This is a genomic window from Burkholderia pseudomultivorans, from assembly GCF_902499075.1.
GTDB classification, from domain to species: Bacteria; Pseudomonadota; Gammaproteobacteria; order Burkholderiales; family Burkholderiaceae; genus Burkholderia; species Burkholderia pseudomultivorans.
This window is the reverse complement of the sequence record NZ_CABVPP010000040.1, coordinates 48,838-66,948: the sequence shown is the minus strand read 5'-3', so window position 1 is coordinate 66,948 and position 18,111 is coordinate 48,838. Positions and strand designations below refer to the sequence as shown.

Genomic DNA, 18,111 nt, shown 5'->3' with positions numbered 1-18,111 from the left:
CGCGGCGCCCGAGCGCGACGGCGTGCCGCCGCCCGCACCGTTCACGATGCACGAGCCGGCCGCTGCCGCAGCGCCGCCGGCCGCGCCCGCGCCGTATAACGCGCCGCTGCCGGTCGGCAGCTGCGGCAAGCGCGCGGGCGGCTGGTGGGGCGTGCTGACGCTCGTCGTGACCGAGGCCGGCCTGTTCGGCTATCTGCTGTTCAGCTATTTCTACCTGCAGTCGCAATCGGCCGCGCCGTGGCCGCCCGAAGGGATGCCGAAGCTCGGGCTCGCCGGCGTCAACACGGCCGTGCTGCTGTCGAGCAGCGTGTTCGTCTGGCTCGCCGAACGGGCGGTGCGCGCCGGCCGCCGGCCGCGTGCGGTCGCCGCGCTGGCCGTCGCGCTCGTGCTCGGCGTCGCGTTCGCGCTCGTGCAGCTGCACGAATGGCGCGACCATCCGTACGGGCCGACCGCCCATCTGTACGGCAGCCTGTATTTCACGATCACGGGCTTTCGCCTCGCGCACGTCGTCGCGGGGCTCGCGGTCCTCGCGCTGCTCGCTGGCTGGACCGCGGCCGGTTTCTTCGACCGCGAGCGGCGCGTCGCGCTGAGCGTCGGCGCGCTGTACTGGCACTTCGTCGATTTCGTCTGGCTGTTCATCTTCACCGCGCTGTACGTGACGCCGTACTGGCTCAGGAGGCCCGGATGACACGCGCCCGTCGTTCGCTGATGCCGCTGTTCGCGATCGCGGCCGGGCTCGTCGGCGCGCCCGCGCTGTGGTTCGCGCAGATGGCCGCGTCCGAGACGCTCGCGTCGACCGCGTGCTATCCGCTCGGCGTCGCGCAGCTCGCGCCGCGCTGGGCGCACGTCGGCGTCTGGCTCGCGCTCATCGCGGGCGGCGCGTTCGCGCTCGCGGCCGCGTGCGCCGCGTGGATCGCGCGTGTCTGGCGCCGGCCCGACGATCCCGACATCCGCGCGGCCACGCGCGACGACAGCACGCGGTTTCTGGTCCGCTGCGCGATGCTCGCCGCGCTCGGGTTCGTCGTCGGTCTCGTGTTTACCGGGATCGTCACAGGTTTCGTGGGGCCGTGCAGTCCATGGCGCTGATCTCGTCCGCTCGCTTCCCGTTTCGATTGCGCCGGCGCGGCGTGTGCCGGTCGGCGGCCGTCGCGCTCGCGCTCGGCGTCGCGCTCGCCGGCTGCGATCCGCTCGACGACGGCAGCGCGCCACGCGATACGGCCGATGCGGCCTCGGCCGCGTCCGCGCCCGAACCGGCGTCCGGATGGCGCTTCACGCGGATTCGCGCGCCGGCCGATGCGGCGATGTCCGCGCGCGCGGAGCGCGATGCGCGGCTGTCCGCGCGGCACGGCAGTGCGGCGGCCGGCGGTGCTGCGTCGGACGCGCAAGCGTCCGCATCTGCTGCCTCGGGAGCCGGCGCCGCGGTGCCGGATGCCTCGGCGCACGACGACACGCGCCGGCCGCTCGTCGCGGCCGCAGCCGCGGACGCCGACGCCGCGCTGATCGAGCGCGGCCGCTATCTCGCCCATGCCGGCGACTGCTCCGCGTGTCACGACGCGGCCGACCACACGCCCTACGCGGGCGGACAGCCGGTGAATTCGCCGTTCGGTCCGATCTACGCGCCGAACATCACGCCCGATCCTGTGCACGGGATCGGCCGCTACACGCTGCGGCAGTTCGACGATGCGTTGCGGCGCGGTGTGCGCGCGGACGGCAGCAACCTCTATCCGGCGATGCCGTATGCCTCGTTCGCGCGGCTCCATCCGGACGACGTGCGTGCGCTCTACGCGTATTTCATGCACGGCGTCGCGCCGTCGCCGCAGGCCGGCAAGCGCACGGCGCTGCCGTTTCCGTTCAACCAGCGCTGGGCGCTCGGCTTGTGGCGCATGGTGTTCGCGAACGACGAACGCTTCGTGCCGTCGCCGTCGCGCTCCGCGTCATGGAACCGCGGCGCTTACCTGGTGCAGGGGCTCGGCCACTGCGGCGCCTGCCATACGCCGCGCGGCCCCGCGTACAACGAGCGCGGCTACGACGAACGCAGCGCGAAGTTTCTGACGGGCGGCGTGACCGATCACTGGTTCGCGCCGAACCTGACCGGTGCGGACCGCGACGGACTCGGCCGCTGGTCCGTCGACGACATCGCCGCGTTCCTGCGCGACGGCCACACGCGGCATGGCGCCGTGTTCGGCGCGATGGCGCCCGTCGTCGGCGAAAGCACCGCGCTGCTGAGCGACGCCGATCGTCACGCGATCGCCATCTATCTGAAGTCGCTGCCGGCACAGCCGACCGCCGCGACGAATCCGCTCGGCGTCGGCATGCCGCGGCTGACCGTCGCCGGCCCGCGCCCCGAAGGCGGCCAGCAGGCGCCCGGCGCGGGCGTGTATGCGAGCTTTTGCGCGCGCTGTCACGGCGCGGACGGTGCGGGCGTGCCCGATCATGGGCCGCCGCTCGCCGGCAATCCGGTCGTCGTCGCGGCCGATCCGACGAGCGCGATCCGCATCGTCGTCGAAGGTGCGCGTCCGGCGCCAGGCGAGGATCGTAGCGGCGTGCGGCGCATGCCCGCGATGCGCGGCGCGCTGACGAGCAGCGAAATCGCGGCGGTCGTCAGCTATGTGCGCGGCGCATGGGGCAATCGCGCGGCGCCGGTGTCGACGCAGGATGTGCGCAGACTGCGTGCGGCGATTCATCGATGACGTGGGAGACGGGCGGCGCGCCGCGGAACGCAGGCACGCAGGCACGCAGGCACGCAGGCACGCAGGCACGCAGGCAGACTACGACAAATTCACGGTGTGCCGACAGCAACGCGCATACGGGCCGCGCGTTCAATCTCGACTAGTTGCTTTCGCAACGACATCCATAACGCTTCTTGTCACCGCTAACGAAAAATATTGCAAGGCAGGACGGCCACGACTGACCGCCCGCCGCGTTCGCCCACTCACTGGAACAGTACTGCACGCCACCGGCAGGGCGACGCATACCGACAATCGCGGCAAACACGCATTCGATCACGACGCGTGCGCCACCGAAACACCGCCTCGCGCGCACCATCGCCGCCACCGCATCACACACGTGCTGGCAAGCGCTCCACGATCGCCACCCTCGCCTCGCCCGCTACACCGCGCGCCGCACCAGCATCGCGCGAATGTTCGAGATCGCGCGCGCCGGATTCAGCCCCTTCGGACACACGCTCGTGCAGTTCATGATCGTCCGGCAGCGGAACAGCCGATACGGATCCTCGAGGTTGTCGAGCCGCTCGCCGGTCGCGAGATCACGCGAATCGGCAATGAAGCGGTAGGCCTGCAGCAACCCGGCCGGCCCGACGAACTTGTCCGGATTCCACCAGAACGTCGGACACTGCGTCGAGCAGCACGCGCAGAGGATGCATTCGTACAGCCCGTCGAGCTGATCGCGCTCGGCAGGCGACTGCAGCCGCTCACGCTCGGGCGGCGGCGTGTCGTTGATCAGATACGGCTTGATCGAGTGGTACTGATTGAAAAAATCGGTCATGTCGACGATCAGGTCGCGCACGACCGGCAGCCCCGGCAGCGGGCGCAGCGTGATTTCGCGCGGCAGCGTCTTCATGTTGGTCAGGCATGCGAGCCCGTTCGAGCCGTTGATGTTCATCGCATCGGAGCCGCAGATCCCTTCGCGGCACGAACGGCGATACGAGAGCGTCTCGTCTTCGCGCTTCAGGCGCCCGAGCACGTCGAGCAGCATCCGGTCGTCGGGCTGCACGGTGATCTCGTAACGCTGCATGTAAGGCGCCGCGTCCCGATCGGGGTCGTAGCGATAGATATGGAGGATGCGCGTGTCGTCGTCCATCGTGTCTCCCGGCAAGCGGCCGCCGCGCGGCCGCAACGTGGCAGAGGCGCGCAAGCGCCGTACCGTCAGTCGTCGTCGACGCGCTTGTCGACCAGATAGCGGCCGCGCTCGACGCCCGCACGCAGCGCTTCGTCCTCGGTCAGCCATTCGGGGCCGGCCGGCTCCGGCACGATCAGCTCGATGCGCGCGCCGTCGACGTAGAGCTGCACCTCGTCGCGCCATGCGCCGCGCTCGTTGCGCCGCGCCCACACGCGGATCTCGTGGCCGCGATACGGATCGCGTACCTGTGCGTCCTGTTGATGCTGCACGATGGCCTCCTGTGCTTATCTGCGATCACCTGAAAAAAATGCGCGCCGCACGACGGCCGCGCGCGCCCGATGCTGCGCGCGCACGCGGCGTACCCGCGCGCGGCGAACCGGCACGCCGCTTGCATCCCCGTGGCATCGAACCGTCCCGGCACCGGGTCGGCACCACCTCGGGAGACACGCGATGATCGGCCACGTCGAACTCCTCGGACGCCTGCTGCTCGCTGCGCTGCTCGGCAGCGTGATCGGCCTCGAGCGCGAGCGGCTGAACTGGGCCGCGGGCCTGCGCACGCACATGCTCGTGTGCGTCGGCTCCGCGCTGACGATGCTCGTGTCGACCTACGGCTTCGAAGACGTCGCCGGCCGCAACGGCGTCGTACTCGATCCGTCGCGCGTCGCCGCGCAGGTGGTGTCCGGCATCGGCTTTCTCGGCGCCGGTTCGATTCTGCTGCGCGGCGAAGTGGTGCGCGGGCTGACGACGGCGGCGAGCCTCTGGGCCGTCGCCGGCGTCGGTCTCGCGGTCGGCGGCGGCATGATCGTCGCGTCGGTCGGCGCGACGGTCATCGTGCTCGTGATCCTCGCGGGCGTGAAGCCGCTCGAACGCCGCTTCATCGCGCAGCGTCAACAGCGCACGCTGCGGCTCGTCGTCGAGCGCGGCGGGCTCACGCTGCGCACGCTGCACGACGCGCTCGGCACGCGGCACGTGCGCGTGAAGCGGTTCATCGTCCAGCAGTCGGACGACGATCCGGACACCGACGACATCTCGGTCTCGTTCTCGCGAACGAGCCCGGTGGAATTCGCGGCGATCTGCCGGACGCTGCAAAACCTCGCCGGCGTACGGATCTGCCGTCCCGACACTTCGTCAAGGAGTCTCGTGTGACCCAGACCGATCTGCTTTCGTATCTCGTCACCAGTCAACTGGCCGCGCGCATGCGTTCCGGCGCGTGGCTCACGATCAGCCAGGTCGTCGGCGCGCTGCGCGCGTGGCTCGCGTACCACCACGCCGAATGCGACTGGCTCGACCGCATCCGCATCGTCGAAGCCGCCTCGGCGATCGCGGAAGGCATCTACGAGGTCGCGACGGCGCACGGCCAGCCGGCCGACGGCGAGCGCGTGCGCCTCGACGCGCATTCGCCGGAAATGCAGGCGCTGCGCGCACGCTGCGACGTGCTGCTGCAGCGCATCGACGGCGACCGGGACGTCGACGCACGATGATCGTGCCGGCCCGCGGCTCGCGCACCGGCTTCGCGACGGCCGGCCCCGCGCGCGCCGACGACGCGCAGAACGGCGCCGCACAGCGCGACGCGATCGTCCGGCACGGCCTGCTCGAGGTCGGCCGCAACTGCGACACGATCCGCCATGCGGACCGCTTCGCGACGCTCATCGACGGCGACGCGTATTTCTCGACGCTGCGCGCCGCGCTCTTGCGTGCGCGCCATACGGTATTCATCCTCGGCTGGGACGTCGACAGCCGGATGCGGCTCATGCCGGGCGGCGCCGACGACGGCTTCCCCGATACGCTCGCGGCGTTCCTGCACGCGCTCGCGTCGCGCCGGCACAACCTGCGGATCTACGTGCTCGCGTGGGACTTCGCGATGATCTACGCGCTCGAGCGCGACTGGCCGCCCGTCTATCGCGCGAGCTGGCGCGCGCATCGCGGGATCGTGTTCCGGCTCGACGATGCGCATCCGCGCGGCGCGTCGCATCATCAGAAGCTCGTCGTGATCGACGACCGGCTCGCGTTCGTCGGCGGCCTCGATCTCACGCGTGCGCGCTGGGACACGCCCGCGCATGCGGCGGACGACCCGCGCCGGCGCGACGAACAGGGCATGCCGTACGGTCCGTTCCACGACGTGCACACGATGTTCGACGGCGACGCGGCCGCCGCGATCGGCGAGCAGGCACGCGCGCGCTGGCTGCTCGCCTGCGGCCGGCCGATCGCGATCCGCGCGCACAAGCATCTCGAACGCGACGACGATCCCGACCCGTGGCCGCCCGGCGCGCAGGTCGACGTGCGCGACGTGCAGCTCGGCATCGCCTATACGGCGCCGCGCCATCGCGACGCGGCGCCGGTGAGCCAGGTGCGCGAACTGGTCGCCGACACGATCCGCACCGCGCGCCGCCATCTGTATCTCGAGAACCAGTACTTCACCGCGGCCGTCGTGCGCGAGACGCTGTCCGCGCGCCTCGCCGACGACGACGGGCCCGACGTGACGGTCGTCGCGCCGCGCGTGCAGAGCGGCTGGCTACAGGAAGCGACGATGGGCGTGCTGCGCGCACGGCTGCACGCGACGCTCGTCGCGGCGGACCGCTTCGGGCGCTACCGGCTGCTGTATCCGCACGTCGACGGGCTCGGCGACGGCTGCGTCAACGTGCACAGCAAGGTCGCGATCGTCGACGACGAATGCCTGATGATCGGCAGCGCGAACCTGAACAACCGCTCGATGCTGCTCGACACCGAATGCTGCGTCGCGCTGGTCGCGGCCGGCGACGCGCGCGTGCGCGCCGCGATCGCCGGCACGCGCGACCGCCTGCTGGCCGAGCATCTCGGCACGACGCCCGCGGCCGTCGCCGACGCGTTCGCGGACGCGCTCGCGCGCGGCCAGCGGCCGAACGACGCGCTCGACCGGCTGCGCAAGGACCGCGGCCGTTCGCTGCGCACGCTCGATCCGTCGGTCGCGCCACAGCTCGACGCGCTCGTGCCGGTCAGCGCGTGGCTCGATCCCGAGCAGCCGATCGAGCCCGACCGGCTGATCCGCGAGTTCGTCCCGCGCGAACAGCACCGCACGCTCAGCGCGCGCTTCCTCGTGCTCGGCGCGATCGTGCTGCTGATCGCCGCGCTCGCGCTCACGTGGCGCTTCTCGCCGCTCGGCGAGCGCCTGAACGTCGCGTCGCTCGCGCATGCGGCCGCCGGCATGTCGCGACTGCCGGCCGCGCCCGTGCTGCTGCTGCTCGGCTACGTGATTGCGGCGACGCTCGCGGTGCCGATCACGCTGCTGATCGCGGCTACCGGCCTCGTGTTCGGCGCGTGGCCCGGTTTCGCCTATGCGGGCGCGGGCACGCTGATGGCCGCGGTCGCGACCTACGGACTCGGCCGCTGGCTCGGCCGCGACGCGGTGCGCCGGCTCGCCGGCGCGCGCGCGAACCGGCTCAGCGAGCATCTCGGCAAACGCGGCGTGGTCGCGATGACGGTGCTGCGGCTGCTGCCGATCGCGCCGTTTACGGTCGTCAACCTCGTCGCCGGCGCGTCGCATATCGGGCTGCGCGACTTCGTGATCGGCACGGCGATCGGCATGCTGCCCGGCATCGTGCTCACGGTGATCTTCGCGAACCAGCTGCTCGCCGCGTTCAGCCATCCGGGGCCGACCGCGTTCGCGTGGCTCGCGGCGATCGGCATCGCGCTCGTCGGCGTGTCGGCGCTGCTCGTCAGGATGCTGCGGCGATGGCGCTGATCCGGCACGCGGCAGCGCCGCCCGAAGTCGTCACGGCCCCCGCGCCGCCCGCGGCCGCGCCGGGCGGCCGCGACCTGCGCATCGCGACGTACAACATCCACGGCGGCCACGGCCCGTGGCACGCGCGCGCCGTGGACCGGATCGCCGCGGTCATCGACGAACTGGACGCGGACGTGATCGCGCTGCAGGAAGTGCCGCTCGGCGGCACGCGCGCGCCCGACGTGCTCGCGCCGCTGCGCGACGCGACCGGCATGCACGTGGCGGCCGGCCCGACGATCGACACGGCCGAGCGCCGCTACGGCAACGCGGTGCTGTCGCGCTATCCGATTCGCGCGGCGCGCACGCTCGATCTGTCGTTCCATCAGCGCGAGCCGCGCGGCGCGCTCGACGCCGACATCGACTGCCGCACGGGCCCGCTGCGCGTCGTCGCGACGCACCTCGGGCTGTCGGCACGCGAGCGCAGCGCGCAGGTGCAGCGGCTGCTCGCCGCGTTCGACACCGGCGCGATGCCCGTGATCCTGCTCGGCGACATCAACGAATGGTTCGTGCGCGGCCGCGCGCTGCAGGCGCTCGTCACGCGGTTCCGGCGCGCGCCCGCGCCGCGCACGTTCCCGACCGTCTGCCCGCTGTTCTCGCTGGACCGGATCTGGGTGCATCCGGGCGAGCTGCTGGTCGACGTCGTGGTCCATCGCAGCGCCCGCGCGCGGCACGCATCCGATCACTATCCGCTCGTCGCGCGCATGCGCGCGCCGCAGCCGGCGCCGGAGCCGGCCGCCGCGCCGTTCGACCGGCCGGGCACGCCGCTTGCGCGCAAAGACGCCCCCTGACGACGGAGAGCTCCATGCAGATCGACGAACTCGACGGAACCGCGCTCGACTACTGGTGCGTGCGCGGCCTCTGCGCCGACCACGAAGACACGCTGCGCTTCACGGCCGTCACGCCGACCGTGGTCGTGACGGCCGCGTGCGACGCGCTGCGCCGGCTCGATGCGCACTTCACGCCGTCGCGCTCGTGGGCCGACGCGGGCGCGGTGCTCGATCGCGTCACGGACCTGCGCATCGTGCGGCGCGGCGGCGAGGTCGAATGCGACGCGTCGTTCGCCGACGGCCCGTCGACCTGCGCCGCACGCGGCCCGAACGCGCGCGTCGCATTGCTGCGCGCCTACGTGCGCGCCTGTTTCGGCGACACGGTCGACGCGCCGCCCGACTTACCGCATCGCATCGAGCGCGGCGCGATCGTGCGCTACGACCCCGGCGCGCCGCTGCCCGAAGCGGACGACGCCTCGGCGCTCGGCGACAGCACGGACATCCGCTCCGTGCCGCGCATGTGAGCGTGCGCCGCGCCGCCGCGCGCGCCGCACGTTCCCGGTACGCACCCCATGTAAAAACGACAGGGCCGCATCGGCGCGGCGCCGCGCCGGCGTTGTCGCGCGGGGCTGCGCGGAGCGGGCACGCGCGTTGCGTTCGGCTTGCGCCCTGATCGCCCTCGCTGCCTGCCCGAACGCTCACATGGAACCTGTGCCGACCTTCGCTCCGCATCTCTACTTCTGCGACGCCCGCCTCGTCGGGCCGCTCGACGCATGGTCGGCGACCTTCGCGCATGTCGCGGCGATGGGCTTCGATCATGTGCTCGTCGGCGCGTTCTGGGCGTCGAGCCCCGCCGGCTTTCCGCGCCACGTCGCGGATTTCGACCGGCCCGCCGACGTGTTCGGCACGCGCGACAGCGCACTCGACATCTTCGCGCGGCTCGCGCAGCTCGCGCACGGCCACGGGCTGCGCGTGCTGCTCGAAGTCGTGCCGGAGCGCGTCGCGCGCGACAACCCGCTGCGCGCCGCACATCCGCACTGGTACGTCGAGCGCGCGCACGACGACGCGCTGATCGACCCGCGCAGCGCCGCGCACGCGCAGGACATCGCGCACGCGAACCTGACCGACGACGAGGCGCGCGATGCGCTGTCGGCGTGGTGGCGCGCACATCTGACGGCCTATGCGCAGGCCGGCGCCGCGGGCTTTCTCGTCGACGCGCCGCAGCACCTGCCGGCCGCATGGTGGGCGCAGTGGCGCGCCGCGCTGCAGCGCGTGCGGCCGTCGCTCGCGCTGATCGCCGGCGTGCCGGGCCATGCGCGCGACGCGCTCGCGCCGCTCGAATCGGCCGGCTTCGACGCCGTGTTCTCGTCAGCGCGCTGGTGGGATCTGCGCGCGCCGTGGTTCGTCGACGAGCATCGGTTCCTGCGCCGCATCGGCGCGCCGATCGCGTTTCCCGACGCGTTCGACGGCCCGCGTCTCGCAGACGACTGGCGCGATGCGCCCGACGAGCGCGTCGCACGGGCCTATCGCCGCGCGTTGTGGACGGCCGCCGCGGTCGGCACGGGCTGGCTCGTGCCGATGGGCTTCGAGCGCGGCGTCGCGCTGCCGCTGATGGCACGCGATGCGAGCGCCGCGCGCTACCGCGCCGCATTCGAGGCCGCCCGCTTCGATCTGTCGAGCACGCTCGCCGACGCGAACGCCTGGCGCCGCGCGACGCCGGTCGCGGCCGCACGCGGCGAACTGCTGCAGCTGAGCGCGCCCGACGCACCGGCGACCGTATTGCTGCGCGGCACGAGCGCGTCGCTCGAATACGACGACGACGCGCTGCTGATCGCGCTGAACCCCGATCTCGACGCCGAAGCGCGCGTCGATCCGGCGACGATCCTGCCCGGCGTGCCGGGCGGCTTCACGCACGTGGCGACGCCGAACGATGCGCCGTCGCACGCGCCGGCCGCGCTCGACGCGTTCACGCTCGCGCCCGGCGCCTGCGCGCTGCGCGACGCGCGACGCGCGCCGCCCGCGACGCTGCCGGCCGACCCCGAACGCGACCAGGACGCGCTGTCGGCCGCGCTCGTCGCCGACCGGATCGCGATCGAGCGCGTCGAGCCGGCCGTCGACGGCGGACGTTTCGCGGTGAAACGCGTAGTCGGCGATACGCTCGTCGTGCGCGCGTCGATCTTCTCGGACGGCCATGCGCATCTCGCGGCCGTGCTTGCGTGGCGCGCGGCCGGCGAAAGCGACTGGCGCGAGGTTCCGTTCGTCGCCGAACCGAACGATCGCTGGCGTGCACAGGTGACGCTCGACCGGCTCGGCCGTCACGAATTCCGCGTGATCGCGTGGCGCGACGACTGGGCGTCGCTTGTCGACGACGTCGCGAAAAAGCGTGCGGCCGGCCAGGACGTGTCGCTCGAACTGCGCGAGGCGCAGCTGCTGCTCGCGACCGCCGCGAAGCTCGCCGATCCGGTCGATCCGCAGGCGCGCGCGCGCATCGAGCAGCTGACGAAGGAATTCAGGCGCGCGTCGCCGGAGGACCGGCTCGCGCTGCTCGGCGCGCCGGCGCTCGCCGATGCGGTCGCCGCGCTGCGCTACCGGCCGTTCGTCACGCACGACGACACCGTCTATCCGGTCGACGTCGACCGCCGCGCCGCATGCTTCTCGAGTTGGTACGAGATGTTCCCGCGTTCGGCGAGCAACGATCCGGATCGGCACGGCACCTTCGACGACGTGATCGCGCACCTGCCGCGCATTCGCGACATGGGCTTCGACGTGCTGTATTTCCCGCCGATCCACCCGATCGGCACGACGGCGCGCAAGGGGCGCAACAACAGCCTGCAGGCCGCACCCGACGACGTCGGCAGCCCGTACGCGATCGGCTCGCCCGACGGCGGCCACACGGCCGTGCATCCGCAGCTCGGCACGCTCGATTCGTTCCGCCGGCTGATCGACGCGGCGCGCGACCACGGGCTCGAGATCGCGCTCGACTTCGCGATCCAGTGCTCGCCCGATCATCCGTGGCTCAAGGCGCACCCCGGCTGGTTCGCATGGCGTCCGGACGGCTCGCTGCGCTATGCGGAGAATCCGCCGAAGCGCTATCAGGACATCGTGAACCCCGACTTCTACGCGCCCGACGCGCTGCCCGGCCTGTGGCTCGCGCTGCGCGACGTCGTGCAGTTCTGGATCGACGCGGGCGTGCGGATCTTCCGCGTCGACAATCCGCATACGAAGCCGCTGCCGTTCTGGGCGTGGATGATCGCCGACATTCGCGGCCGCCATCCGGACGTCGTGTTCCTGTCCGAGGCGTTCACGCGGCCCGGGATGATGGGCCGCCTCGCGAAGCTCGGCTTCTCGCAGTCGTACACCTACTTCACGTGGCGCGAATCGAAGCGCGAGTTCATCGAGTATCTGACCGAACTGACGCAAGGCCCTGCACGCGAATACTTCCGGCCGAATTTCTTCGTGAACACGCCGGACATCAATCCGCGCCACCTGCAGAACGCGCCGCGCACGCAGTTCGTGATCCGCGCGGCGCTCGCGGCGACGCTGTCCGGCGCATGGGGCATGTATTCGGGATTCGAGCTCGGCGAATCGGCGCCGCTGCCGAACAGCGAGGAATACGCGGACGCGGAGAAGTACGAACTGCGCGCGCGCGACTGGAGCAAGGCCGCGCACATCGGCGCCGAGATCGCGCGGCTGAACCGCGCGCGGCGCGACAACCGCGCGCTGCAGACGCATCTCGGCATCACGTTCGTCGACGCCGACAACGACGCGGTACTCGTGTTCATGAAGGCGACGCCCGCGTTCGACAGCGTGGTCGTCGTCGCAATCAGCCTCGATCCGTGGCACCCGCAGGCCGCGAACTTCACGCTCGACGGCGCGCTGTGGCGCGGCCTCGGGCTCGTCGAAGGCGAGCCGCTCGACGCGCACGAACACGATGCCGCGCACCCGACGACGTGGCGCGGCCATCGGCAATACGTGTCGCTCGATCCGCACGTGCGGCCTTACACGATCTGGCGACTGGCGCCCGCCGCCGGCGCGGCGCGGGCACACCGGCCCGCCACGGACGACGACCGTCGCTCGTCGGGAGGACATGGAAGATGAAACGCGAAGATTCCCTCGACGACGTGCGGCGCGCGCAGTTCGCGTCGCATCCGCACGCCGGCTCGCCGCGCCAGCGCCGCGTGCGCCGGCCCGCGCCCGCGCTCTGCGCCGACGATCCGCTGTGGTACAAGGACGCGATCATCTACCAGGTGCACGTGAAGTCGTTCTTCGACTCGAACAACGACGGCATCGGCGACTTCCCCGGCCTGATCGCGAAGCTCGACTACATCGCGGAACTCGGCGTCGACGCGATCTGGCTGCTGCCGTTCTATCCGTCGCCGCGCCGCGACGACGGCTACGACATCTCCGACTATCGCGACGTGCATCCCGACTACGGCACGCTCGCCGACGTGCGCCGCTTCATCCGCGAAGCGCATGCGCGCGGCATTCGCGTGATCACCGAGCTCGTGATCAACCATACGTCGGACCAGCATCCGTGGTTCCAGCGCGCGCGGCGCGCCAAGCCGGGCTCGATGTACCGCAACTACTACGTGTGGTCCGACACCGACACGAAGTACGCCGGCACGCGCATCATCTTTCTCGACACCGAGACGTCGAACTGGACGCACGATCCGGTCGCGGGCCAGTACTACTGGCATCGCTTCTACTCGCACCAGCCGGACCTGAACTTCGACAACCCGGCCGTCGTGCGCGAAGTGCTGCAGGTCATGCGCTTCTGGCTCGACCTCGGCATCGACGGGCTGCGCCTCGACGCGGTGCCGTATCTCGTCGAGCGCGAAGGCACGAACAACGAGAACCTGCCGGAGACGCACGCGATCCTGAAGCGGATCCGCGCGACGATCGACGCCGAGTATCCGAACCGCATGCTGCTCGCCGAAGCGAACCAGTGGCCGGAGGACGTGCAGGAATACTTCGGCAACGAGGACGAATGCCACATGGCGTTCCACTTTCCGCTGATGCCGCGCATCTACATGTCGATCGCGAGCGAGGACCGCTTTCCGATCATCGACATCATGCGGCAGACGCCGGCGCTCGCGCCGAGCAACCAGTGGGCCGTGTTCCTGCGCAATCACGACGAGCTCACGCTCGAGATGGTCACCGATTCCGAGCGCGACCTGCTCTGGCAGACCTACGCGAGCGACCGCCGCGCGCGGCTGAACCTCGGGATCCGGCGCCGGCTCGCGCCGCTGATGGAGCGCGACCGCCGCCGCATCGAGCTGATCAACTCGCTGCTGCTGTCCATGCCCGGCACGCCCGTCATCTACTACGGCGACGAGATCGGCATGGGCGACAACATCCACCTCGGCGACCGCGACGGCGTGCGCACGCCGATGCAGTGGTCGTCGGACCGCAACGGCGGCTTCTCGCGCGCCGACCCGGAACTGCTCGTGCTGCCGCCCGTCATGGGCTCGCTGTACGGCTATGACGCGATCAACGTCGAAGCGCAGACGCGCGACCCGCACTCGCTGCTGAACTGGACGCGGCGCATCCTCGCGACGCGGCGCGCGACGCAGGTGTTCGGGCGCGGCTCGATCCGCTTCCTGCGTCCGGAGAACCGCAAGGTGCTCGCCTATCTGCGCGAACTCGAGGGGCACGACCCGGTGCTCTGCGTCGCGAACCTGTCGCGCGCGTCGCAGGCGGTCGAACTCGACCTGTCCGAATTCGCGGGCCGCGTGCCGATCGAGATGACCTCGGACTCGCCGTTCCCGCCCGTCGGCCAGCTCCCGTATCTGCTCACCTTTCCGCCGTACGGCTTCCTCTGGTTCGTGCTGTCCGCGCACGGCCGCGAGCCCGCCTGGCGGCAGCCGCATGCGGAACCGCTGCCCGAATACGTGACGCTCGTGATGCGGCGCGGCGACACGCGGCCCGACGTCGCGCAGCTGCACACGCTCGCGCACGACGCGCTCGCGTCGTGGCTCACGCGGCGGCGCTGGTTCGCGTCGAAGGACCGCACCATCGCCGACGCGCGCCTGAACGTCGTCACGCCGATTCCGGGCGAATCGTTCCAGTACGCCGAAGCCTGCGTGACGGTGCGCGGCGACAGCCACGCCGAGCGCTACGTGGTGCCGCTCGCGGTCGCGTGGGGCGGCGAGACCTCCGGCCCGCTGTTCGCGCAGCTCGCGCTCGCGCGCGTGCGGCGCGGCCATACGGTCGGCTATCTGACCGACGCGTTCGCGCTGCCCGCCTTCGCGCACGGCATGCTGCGCAAGCTGCGCGCGGGCGCGACGGTGCCGACGTCCGACGGCGGCCATCTCGCGTTCCTGCCCGAGGCCGCGCTCGCGTCGCTCGACCCCGGCGACGAGGCCGAAGTGCGCTGGCTCGCGGCCGAGCAGAGCAACAGCTCGCTCGTGATCGGCGAAGCGATCGTGCTGAAGCTCGTGCGCAAGGTCGCGCACGGCGTGCATCCCGAAGCGGAGATGAGCCGGCATCTGACGCGCATCGGCTACCAGAACACCGCCGCGCTCGCCGGCGAAGTCGTGCACGTCGATCCGGACGGGCGCCCGCATACGGTCGCGATCCTGCAGCGCTTCGTCGACAACCAGGGCGATGCGTGGACGCGTTCGTTCGACTTCCTGAAGCGCGCCGTCGACGAGCTCGCGCTGCCGGCCGCCGACGACGTCGACACCGTCGAACCGGACGCCGAGACGGACGCGCTGCTCGGCTATGCGGCGTTCGCCGGTGTCGTCGGCAAGCGGCTCGGCGAGCTGCACGTCGCGCTCGCGCAGCCGTCCGACGATCCGGCGTTCGCGCCCGAGCGCGCGACGCCCGAGCACGTCGACGGCTGGTGCGCCGACGCGATCGCGTCGTTCGAGCAGGCGCTCGACTGTCTCGGCACGCGGCTCGATGCACTCGACGCCGACACGCGCGCGGCCGCCGAACGGCTGCTCGCGTCGCGCGACGCGGCCGTGCGCGCGCTCGGCGAACTCGTGCCGCGCACGCTCGATGCGCACTGCACGCGCATTCACGGCGACTTCCATCTCGGGCAGGTGCTCGACGTGCAGGGCGACGCGCTGCTGATCGATTTCGAAGGCGAGCCCGCGCGCGCGCTCGAGCGGCGCCGCGCGAAGTCGCACCCGCTGCGCGATGTGGCCGGCTTCCTGCGCTCGCTGTCGTACGTGAGCGCGACCGGGCAGTTCGCGATCGAGAAAGCGCCGCCGCAGGCGGCCGACCGCAAGCGTGCACTGTTCGAGCGCTTCGGCCGCGCGGCCGCCGACGCGTTCGTCGACTGCTATCGCGCAGCCGCCGAGCATGCGCCGGTGCGCTTCGTCGATCCGCGCTACACCGACCGGCTGCTCGCGCTGTTCCTCATCGACAAGGCGTCGTACGAGCTCTGCTACGAGGCCGCGAACCGTCCCGACTGGCTCTGCGTGCCGGTCGGCGGCCTCGCGGCGCTCGTCGAGCGGCTGCTCGAACATCGCGGCGCCGAAGACGGAGACGAGTCATGACCGACGCGCTGTTCGACCGCGCCGACATCGACGCGCTGCTCGGCGCCCGCCATCCCGATCCGTTCGCGTGCCTCGGGCCGCACGCGCACGACGGCCGCACGATCGTGCGCGCGCTGCTGCCCGGCGCGGAGCACGTGCGCGTGCTGGCGCCGGACGGCGCCGAACTCGGCACGCTCGCGCGCGTCGACGACGCGGGCTGCTTCGCCGGCGCGCTCGCGCACGACGGCCGCTATCGGCTTGCGGTCGAATGGCCGGGCGCGCGGCACGTGATCGACGACCCTTACGCGTTCGGGCTGCTGCTCGACGATGCGGCGCTCGCGCGCTTCGCGGCCGGCAACCCGTTCGCGGTGCTCGACTGCCTCGGCGCGGTGCCGACCTGCATCGACAGCGTCGACGGCGTGCGCTTCGCGGTCTGGGCGCCGAACGCGCAACGCGTGTCGGTCGTCGGCGACTTCAATGCGTGGGACGGCCGCCGTCATCCGATGCGGCTGCGTCTGCCGTGGGGCGTGTGGGAGCTGTTCGTGCCGGGGATCGGCGCGGGCGAGCGCTACAAATACGAGCTGCGCGCAGCCGACGGACGCGTGCTGCCGCACAAGGCCGACCCGTGCGCGCGCGCGACCGAGGCACCGCCGCGTACCGCGTCGATCGTCGCCGATACCGGCGCGGTCGACGGCTTCGCGTGGCACGACCATGCGTGGCTGCAAGCGCGCGCGCACGGCGACCGCTACCGGCGGCCGTGGTCGATCTACGAGGTGCATCCGGAATCGTGGCAGCGCTATCCCGAGCAGATGGACCGCAACGCGACCTGGGACGAACTCGCCGAACGGCTGATTCCGTACGTGCGCGGGATGGGCTTCACGCATGTCGAATTCATGCCGATCGCCGAGTATCCGTTCGGCGGCTCGTGGGGCTACCAGCCGCTCGCGCAGTTCGCGCCGTCCGCGCGCTTCGGGCCGCCCGACGGCTTCGCGCGCTTCGTCGACCGCGCGCATGCGGCCGGCATCGGCGTGCTCGTCGACTGGGTGCCCGCGCACTTCCCCGACGATCCGCACGGGCTCGCGCAGTTCGACGGCAGCGCGCTGTACGAGCATGCCGACCCGCGCGAAGGCATGCATCCCGACTGGCACACCTGCGTGTTCAACGTCGGCCGCAACGAGGTCGGCGCGTTCCTGATCGCGTCGGCGCTCGCATGGGCGCGCCGCTATCACGTCGACGGCATCCGCGTCGACGCCGTCGCATCGATGCTGTATCGCGACTACTCGCGCGCGGCCGGCGAATGGGTGCCGAACATCTACGGCGGCCGCGAGAACCTCGAATCGGTCGCATTCCTGCGCGCGCTGAACGACACGCTGCACGGCGACGATGCGCCGCCGGGCGTCGTCTCGGTCGCCGAGGAATCGACCGCGTGGCCGGGCGTCACGGCGCCCACGCGCGACGGCGGGCTCGGCTTCGACTTCAAGTGGAACATGGGCTGGATGCACGACACGCTCGCGTATCTGCACGAGGACCCCGTGCATCGCCGCTATCACCACGACCGCATGACGTTCGGGCTCGTCTATGCGTTCTCCGAACGCTTCGTGCTGCCGCTCTCGCACGACGAGGTCGTGCACGGCAAGGGCTCGCTCGCGTCGAAAATGCCCGGCGACGCCTGGCAGCGGCTCGCGACGCTGCGCGCGTACTTCGGCTTCATGTGGGCGCATCCCGGCAAGAAGCTGCTGTTCATGGGCAGCGAACTCGCGCAGTGGGCCGAGTTCGCGCACGACGGCACGCCGCACTGGGATCTGCTCGACGCGCCCGCGCATCGCGGCGTGCAGCGGCTCGTGCGCGACCTGAACCGCACCTATGCGGCGCAACCCGCGCTGCATGCGCTCGACTGCGACGCGGCCGGCTTCGCCTGGCTGATCGGCGACGACCGCGACAACAGCGTGTTCGCGTTCGCGCGTCGCGACGATGCGGGGCACACCGTCGTCGCCGTCTGCAACTTCACGCCCGTGCCGCGCACCGGCTATCGCGTCGGGCTGCCGGCGCCCGGCGCGTGGCGCGAACTGATGAATACCGACGCCGCCGTCTACGGCGGCACCAATGCCGGCAACGACGGCGCCGTGTGGGCGGAGGATGTGCCTGCGCACGGCGAGGCGTGGTCGGCCACGCTACGGCTGCCACCGCTCGCCACGCTATGGCTGAGCCCGGCATGACCGACGGCGCCCTCGACACGGAGACTTCC

13 protein-coding genes are annotated in these 18,111 nt (G+C 71.6%); 11 read left to right on the top strand and 2 right to left on the bottom strand.

Going from position 1 to position 18,111, the window contains the following annotated elements:
* The 3 genes from BST28156_RS23205 to BST28156_RS23195 all read left to right on the top strand — a co-directional run.
* Positions 1–688, top strand: a 688-nt coding sequence (locus BST28156_RS23205) for a cytochrome c oxidase subunit 3 (protein WP_254596416.1), incomplete at its 5' end; no start/stop codon positions are given.
* Positions 685–1,086 carry a hypothetical protein gene (locus BST28156_RS23200; RefSeq protein WP_012217905.1) on the top strand — a complete coding sequence of 134 codons (402 nt, stop codon included), beginning with the start codon at positions 685–687 and terminating at the stop codon, positions 1,084–1,086. The genes BST28156_RS23205 and BST28156_RS23200, both read left to right, overlap by 4 nt.
* A complete protein-coding gene (locus BST28156_RS23195; RefSeq protein ID WP_012217904.1) occupies positions 1,077–2,690 on the top strand; it encodes a cytochrome c in 1,614 nt (537 codons plus the stop codon). The genes BST28156_RS23200 and BST28156_RS23195 overlap by 10 nt, the downstream gene beginning before the upstream one ends.
* 418 nt (positions 2,691–3,108) lie before the next feature.
* Here BST28156_RS23195 and BST28156_RS23190 read toward each other — a convergent pair whose 3' ends face one another.
* On the bottom strand, positions 3,109–3,819 hold the full coding sequence (locus BST28156_RS23190) for a succinate dehydrogenase/fumarate reductase iron-sulfur subunit (RefSeq protein WP_012217903.1): 711 nt from the start codon (positions 3,817–3,819) through the stop codon (positions 3,109–3,111).
* Between the two features lie 65 nt (positions 3,820–3,884).
* Entirely contained in the window at positions 3,885–4,127 is a 243-nt protein-coding gene (locus tag BST28156_RS23185; RefSeq protein ID WP_006398965.1) for a DUF6566 family protein, read from the bottom strand.
* Positions 4,128–4,308: 181 nt separating this feature from the next.
* Between BST28156_RS23185 and BST28156_RS23180 the strand changes: the two genes are divergently transcribed.
* The 8 genes from BST28156_RS23180 (at position 4,309) to glgB (ending at position 18,082) form a co-directional block, all read left to right on the top strand.
* Complete coding sequence (locus BST28156_RS23180; RefSeq protein ID WP_006405126.1) at positions 4,309–5,004, top strand: MgtC/SapB family protein; 696 nt, start codon at positions 4,309–4,311, stop codon at positions 5,002–5,004.
* A complete protein-coding gene (locus tag BST28156_RS23175) occupies positions 5,001–5,339 on the top strand; it encodes a hypothetical protein (RefSeq protein WP_006398963.1) in 339 nt (112 codons plus the stop codon). Before BST28156_RS23180 ends, BST28156_RS23175 begins: the two co-directional genes overlap by 4 nt.
* Complete coding sequence (locus BST28156_RS23170; RefSeq protein ID WP_012217902.1) at positions 5,336–7,576, top strand: VTT domain-containing protein; 2,241 nt, start codon at positions 5,336–5,338, stop codon at positions 7,574–7,576. Before BST28156_RS23175 ends, BST28156_RS23170 begins: the two co-directional genes overlap by 4 nt.
* Positions 7,567–8,403 (top strand): endonuclease/exonuclease/phosphatase family protein, encoded by an 837-nt coding sequence (locus BST28156_RS23165; protein WP_006398961.1) that lies wholly within the window; start codon positions 7,567–7,569, stop codon positions 8,401–8,403. Before BST28156_RS23170 ends, BST28156_RS23165 begins: the two co-directional genes overlap by 10 nt.
* A gap of 14 nt (positions 8,404–8,417) precedes the next feature.
* Positions 8,418–8,906 carry a phage protein NinX family protein gene (locus tag BST28156_RS23160; RefSeq protein WP_012217901.1) on the top strand — a complete coding sequence of 163 codons (489 nt, stop codon included), beginning with the start codon at positions 8,418–8,420 and terminating at the stop codon, positions 8,904–8,906.
* 178 nt (positions 8,907–9,084) lie between these two features.
* On the top strand, positions 9,085–12,480 hold the full coding sequence (locus BST28156_RS23155; RefSeq protein WP_012217900.1) for a maltotransferase domain-containing protein: 3,396 nt from the start codon (positions 9,085–9,087) through the stop codon (positions 12,478–12,480).
* The gene (treS, locus tag BST28156_RS23150) at positions 12,477–15,887 is read left to right on the top strand and encodes a maltose alpha-D-glucosyltransferase (protein ID WP_012217899.1); all 3,411 of its coding nucleotides are present in this window, start codon (positions 12,477–12,479) and stop codon (positions 15,885–15,887) included. Before BST28156_RS23155 ends, treS begins: the two co-directional genes overlap by 4 nt.
* Positions 15,884–18,082 (top strand): 1,4-alpha-glucan branching protein GlgB, encoded by a 2,199-nt coding sequence (gene glgB / locus BST28156_RS23145; protein ID WP_012217898.1) that lies wholly within the window; start codon positions 15,884–15,886, stop codon positions 18,080–18,082. The genes treS and glgB overlap by 4 nt, the downstream gene beginning before the upstream one ends.
* The last annotated feature ends 29 nt before the right edge of the window (positions 18,083–18,111 follow it).

Bases quoted from the DNA above. Each gene is read 5' to 3' on its own strand.
- BST28156_RS23200 (WP_012217905.1), top strand. From the start codon at position 685: ATGACACGCGCCCGTCGTTCGCTGATGCCGCTGTTCGCGATCGCGGCC.
- BST28156_RS23190 (WP_012217903.1), bottom strand. From the start codon at position 3,819: ATGGACGACGACACGCGCATCCTCCATATCTATCGCTACGACCCCGAT.
- BST28156_RS23165 (WP_006398961.1), top strand. From the start codon at position 7,567: ATGGCGCTGATCCGGCACGCGGCAGCGCCGCCCGAAGTCGTCACGGCC.
- treS (WP_012217899.1), top strand. From the start codon at position 12,477: ATGAAACGCGAAGATTCCCTCGACGACGTGCGGCGCGCGCAGTTCGCG.
- BST28156_RS23170 (WP_012217902.1), top strand. From the start codon at position 5,336: ATGATCGTGCCGGCCCGCGGCTCGCGCACCGGCTTCGCGACGGCCGGC.
- BST28156_RS23160 (WP_012217901.1), top strand. From the start codon at position 8,418: ATGCAGATCGACGAACTCGACGGAACCGCGCTCGACTACTGGTGCGTG.
- BST28156_RS23195 (WP_012217904.1), top strand. From the start codon at position 1,077: ATGGCGCTGATCTCGTCCGCTCGCTTCCCGTTTCGATTGCGCCGGCGC.
- BST28156_RS23155 (WP_012217900.1), top strand. From the start codon at position 9,085: ATGGAACCTGTGCCGACCTTCGCTCCGCATCTCTACTTCTGCGACGCC.
- BST28156_RS23180 (WP_006405126.1), top strand. From the start codon at position 4,309: ATGATCGGCCACGTCGAACTCCTCGGACGCCTGCTGCTCGCTGCGCTG.
- glgB (WP_012217898.1), top strand. From the start codon at position 15,884: ATGACCGACGCGCTGTTCGACCGCGCCGACATCGACGCGCTGCTCGGC.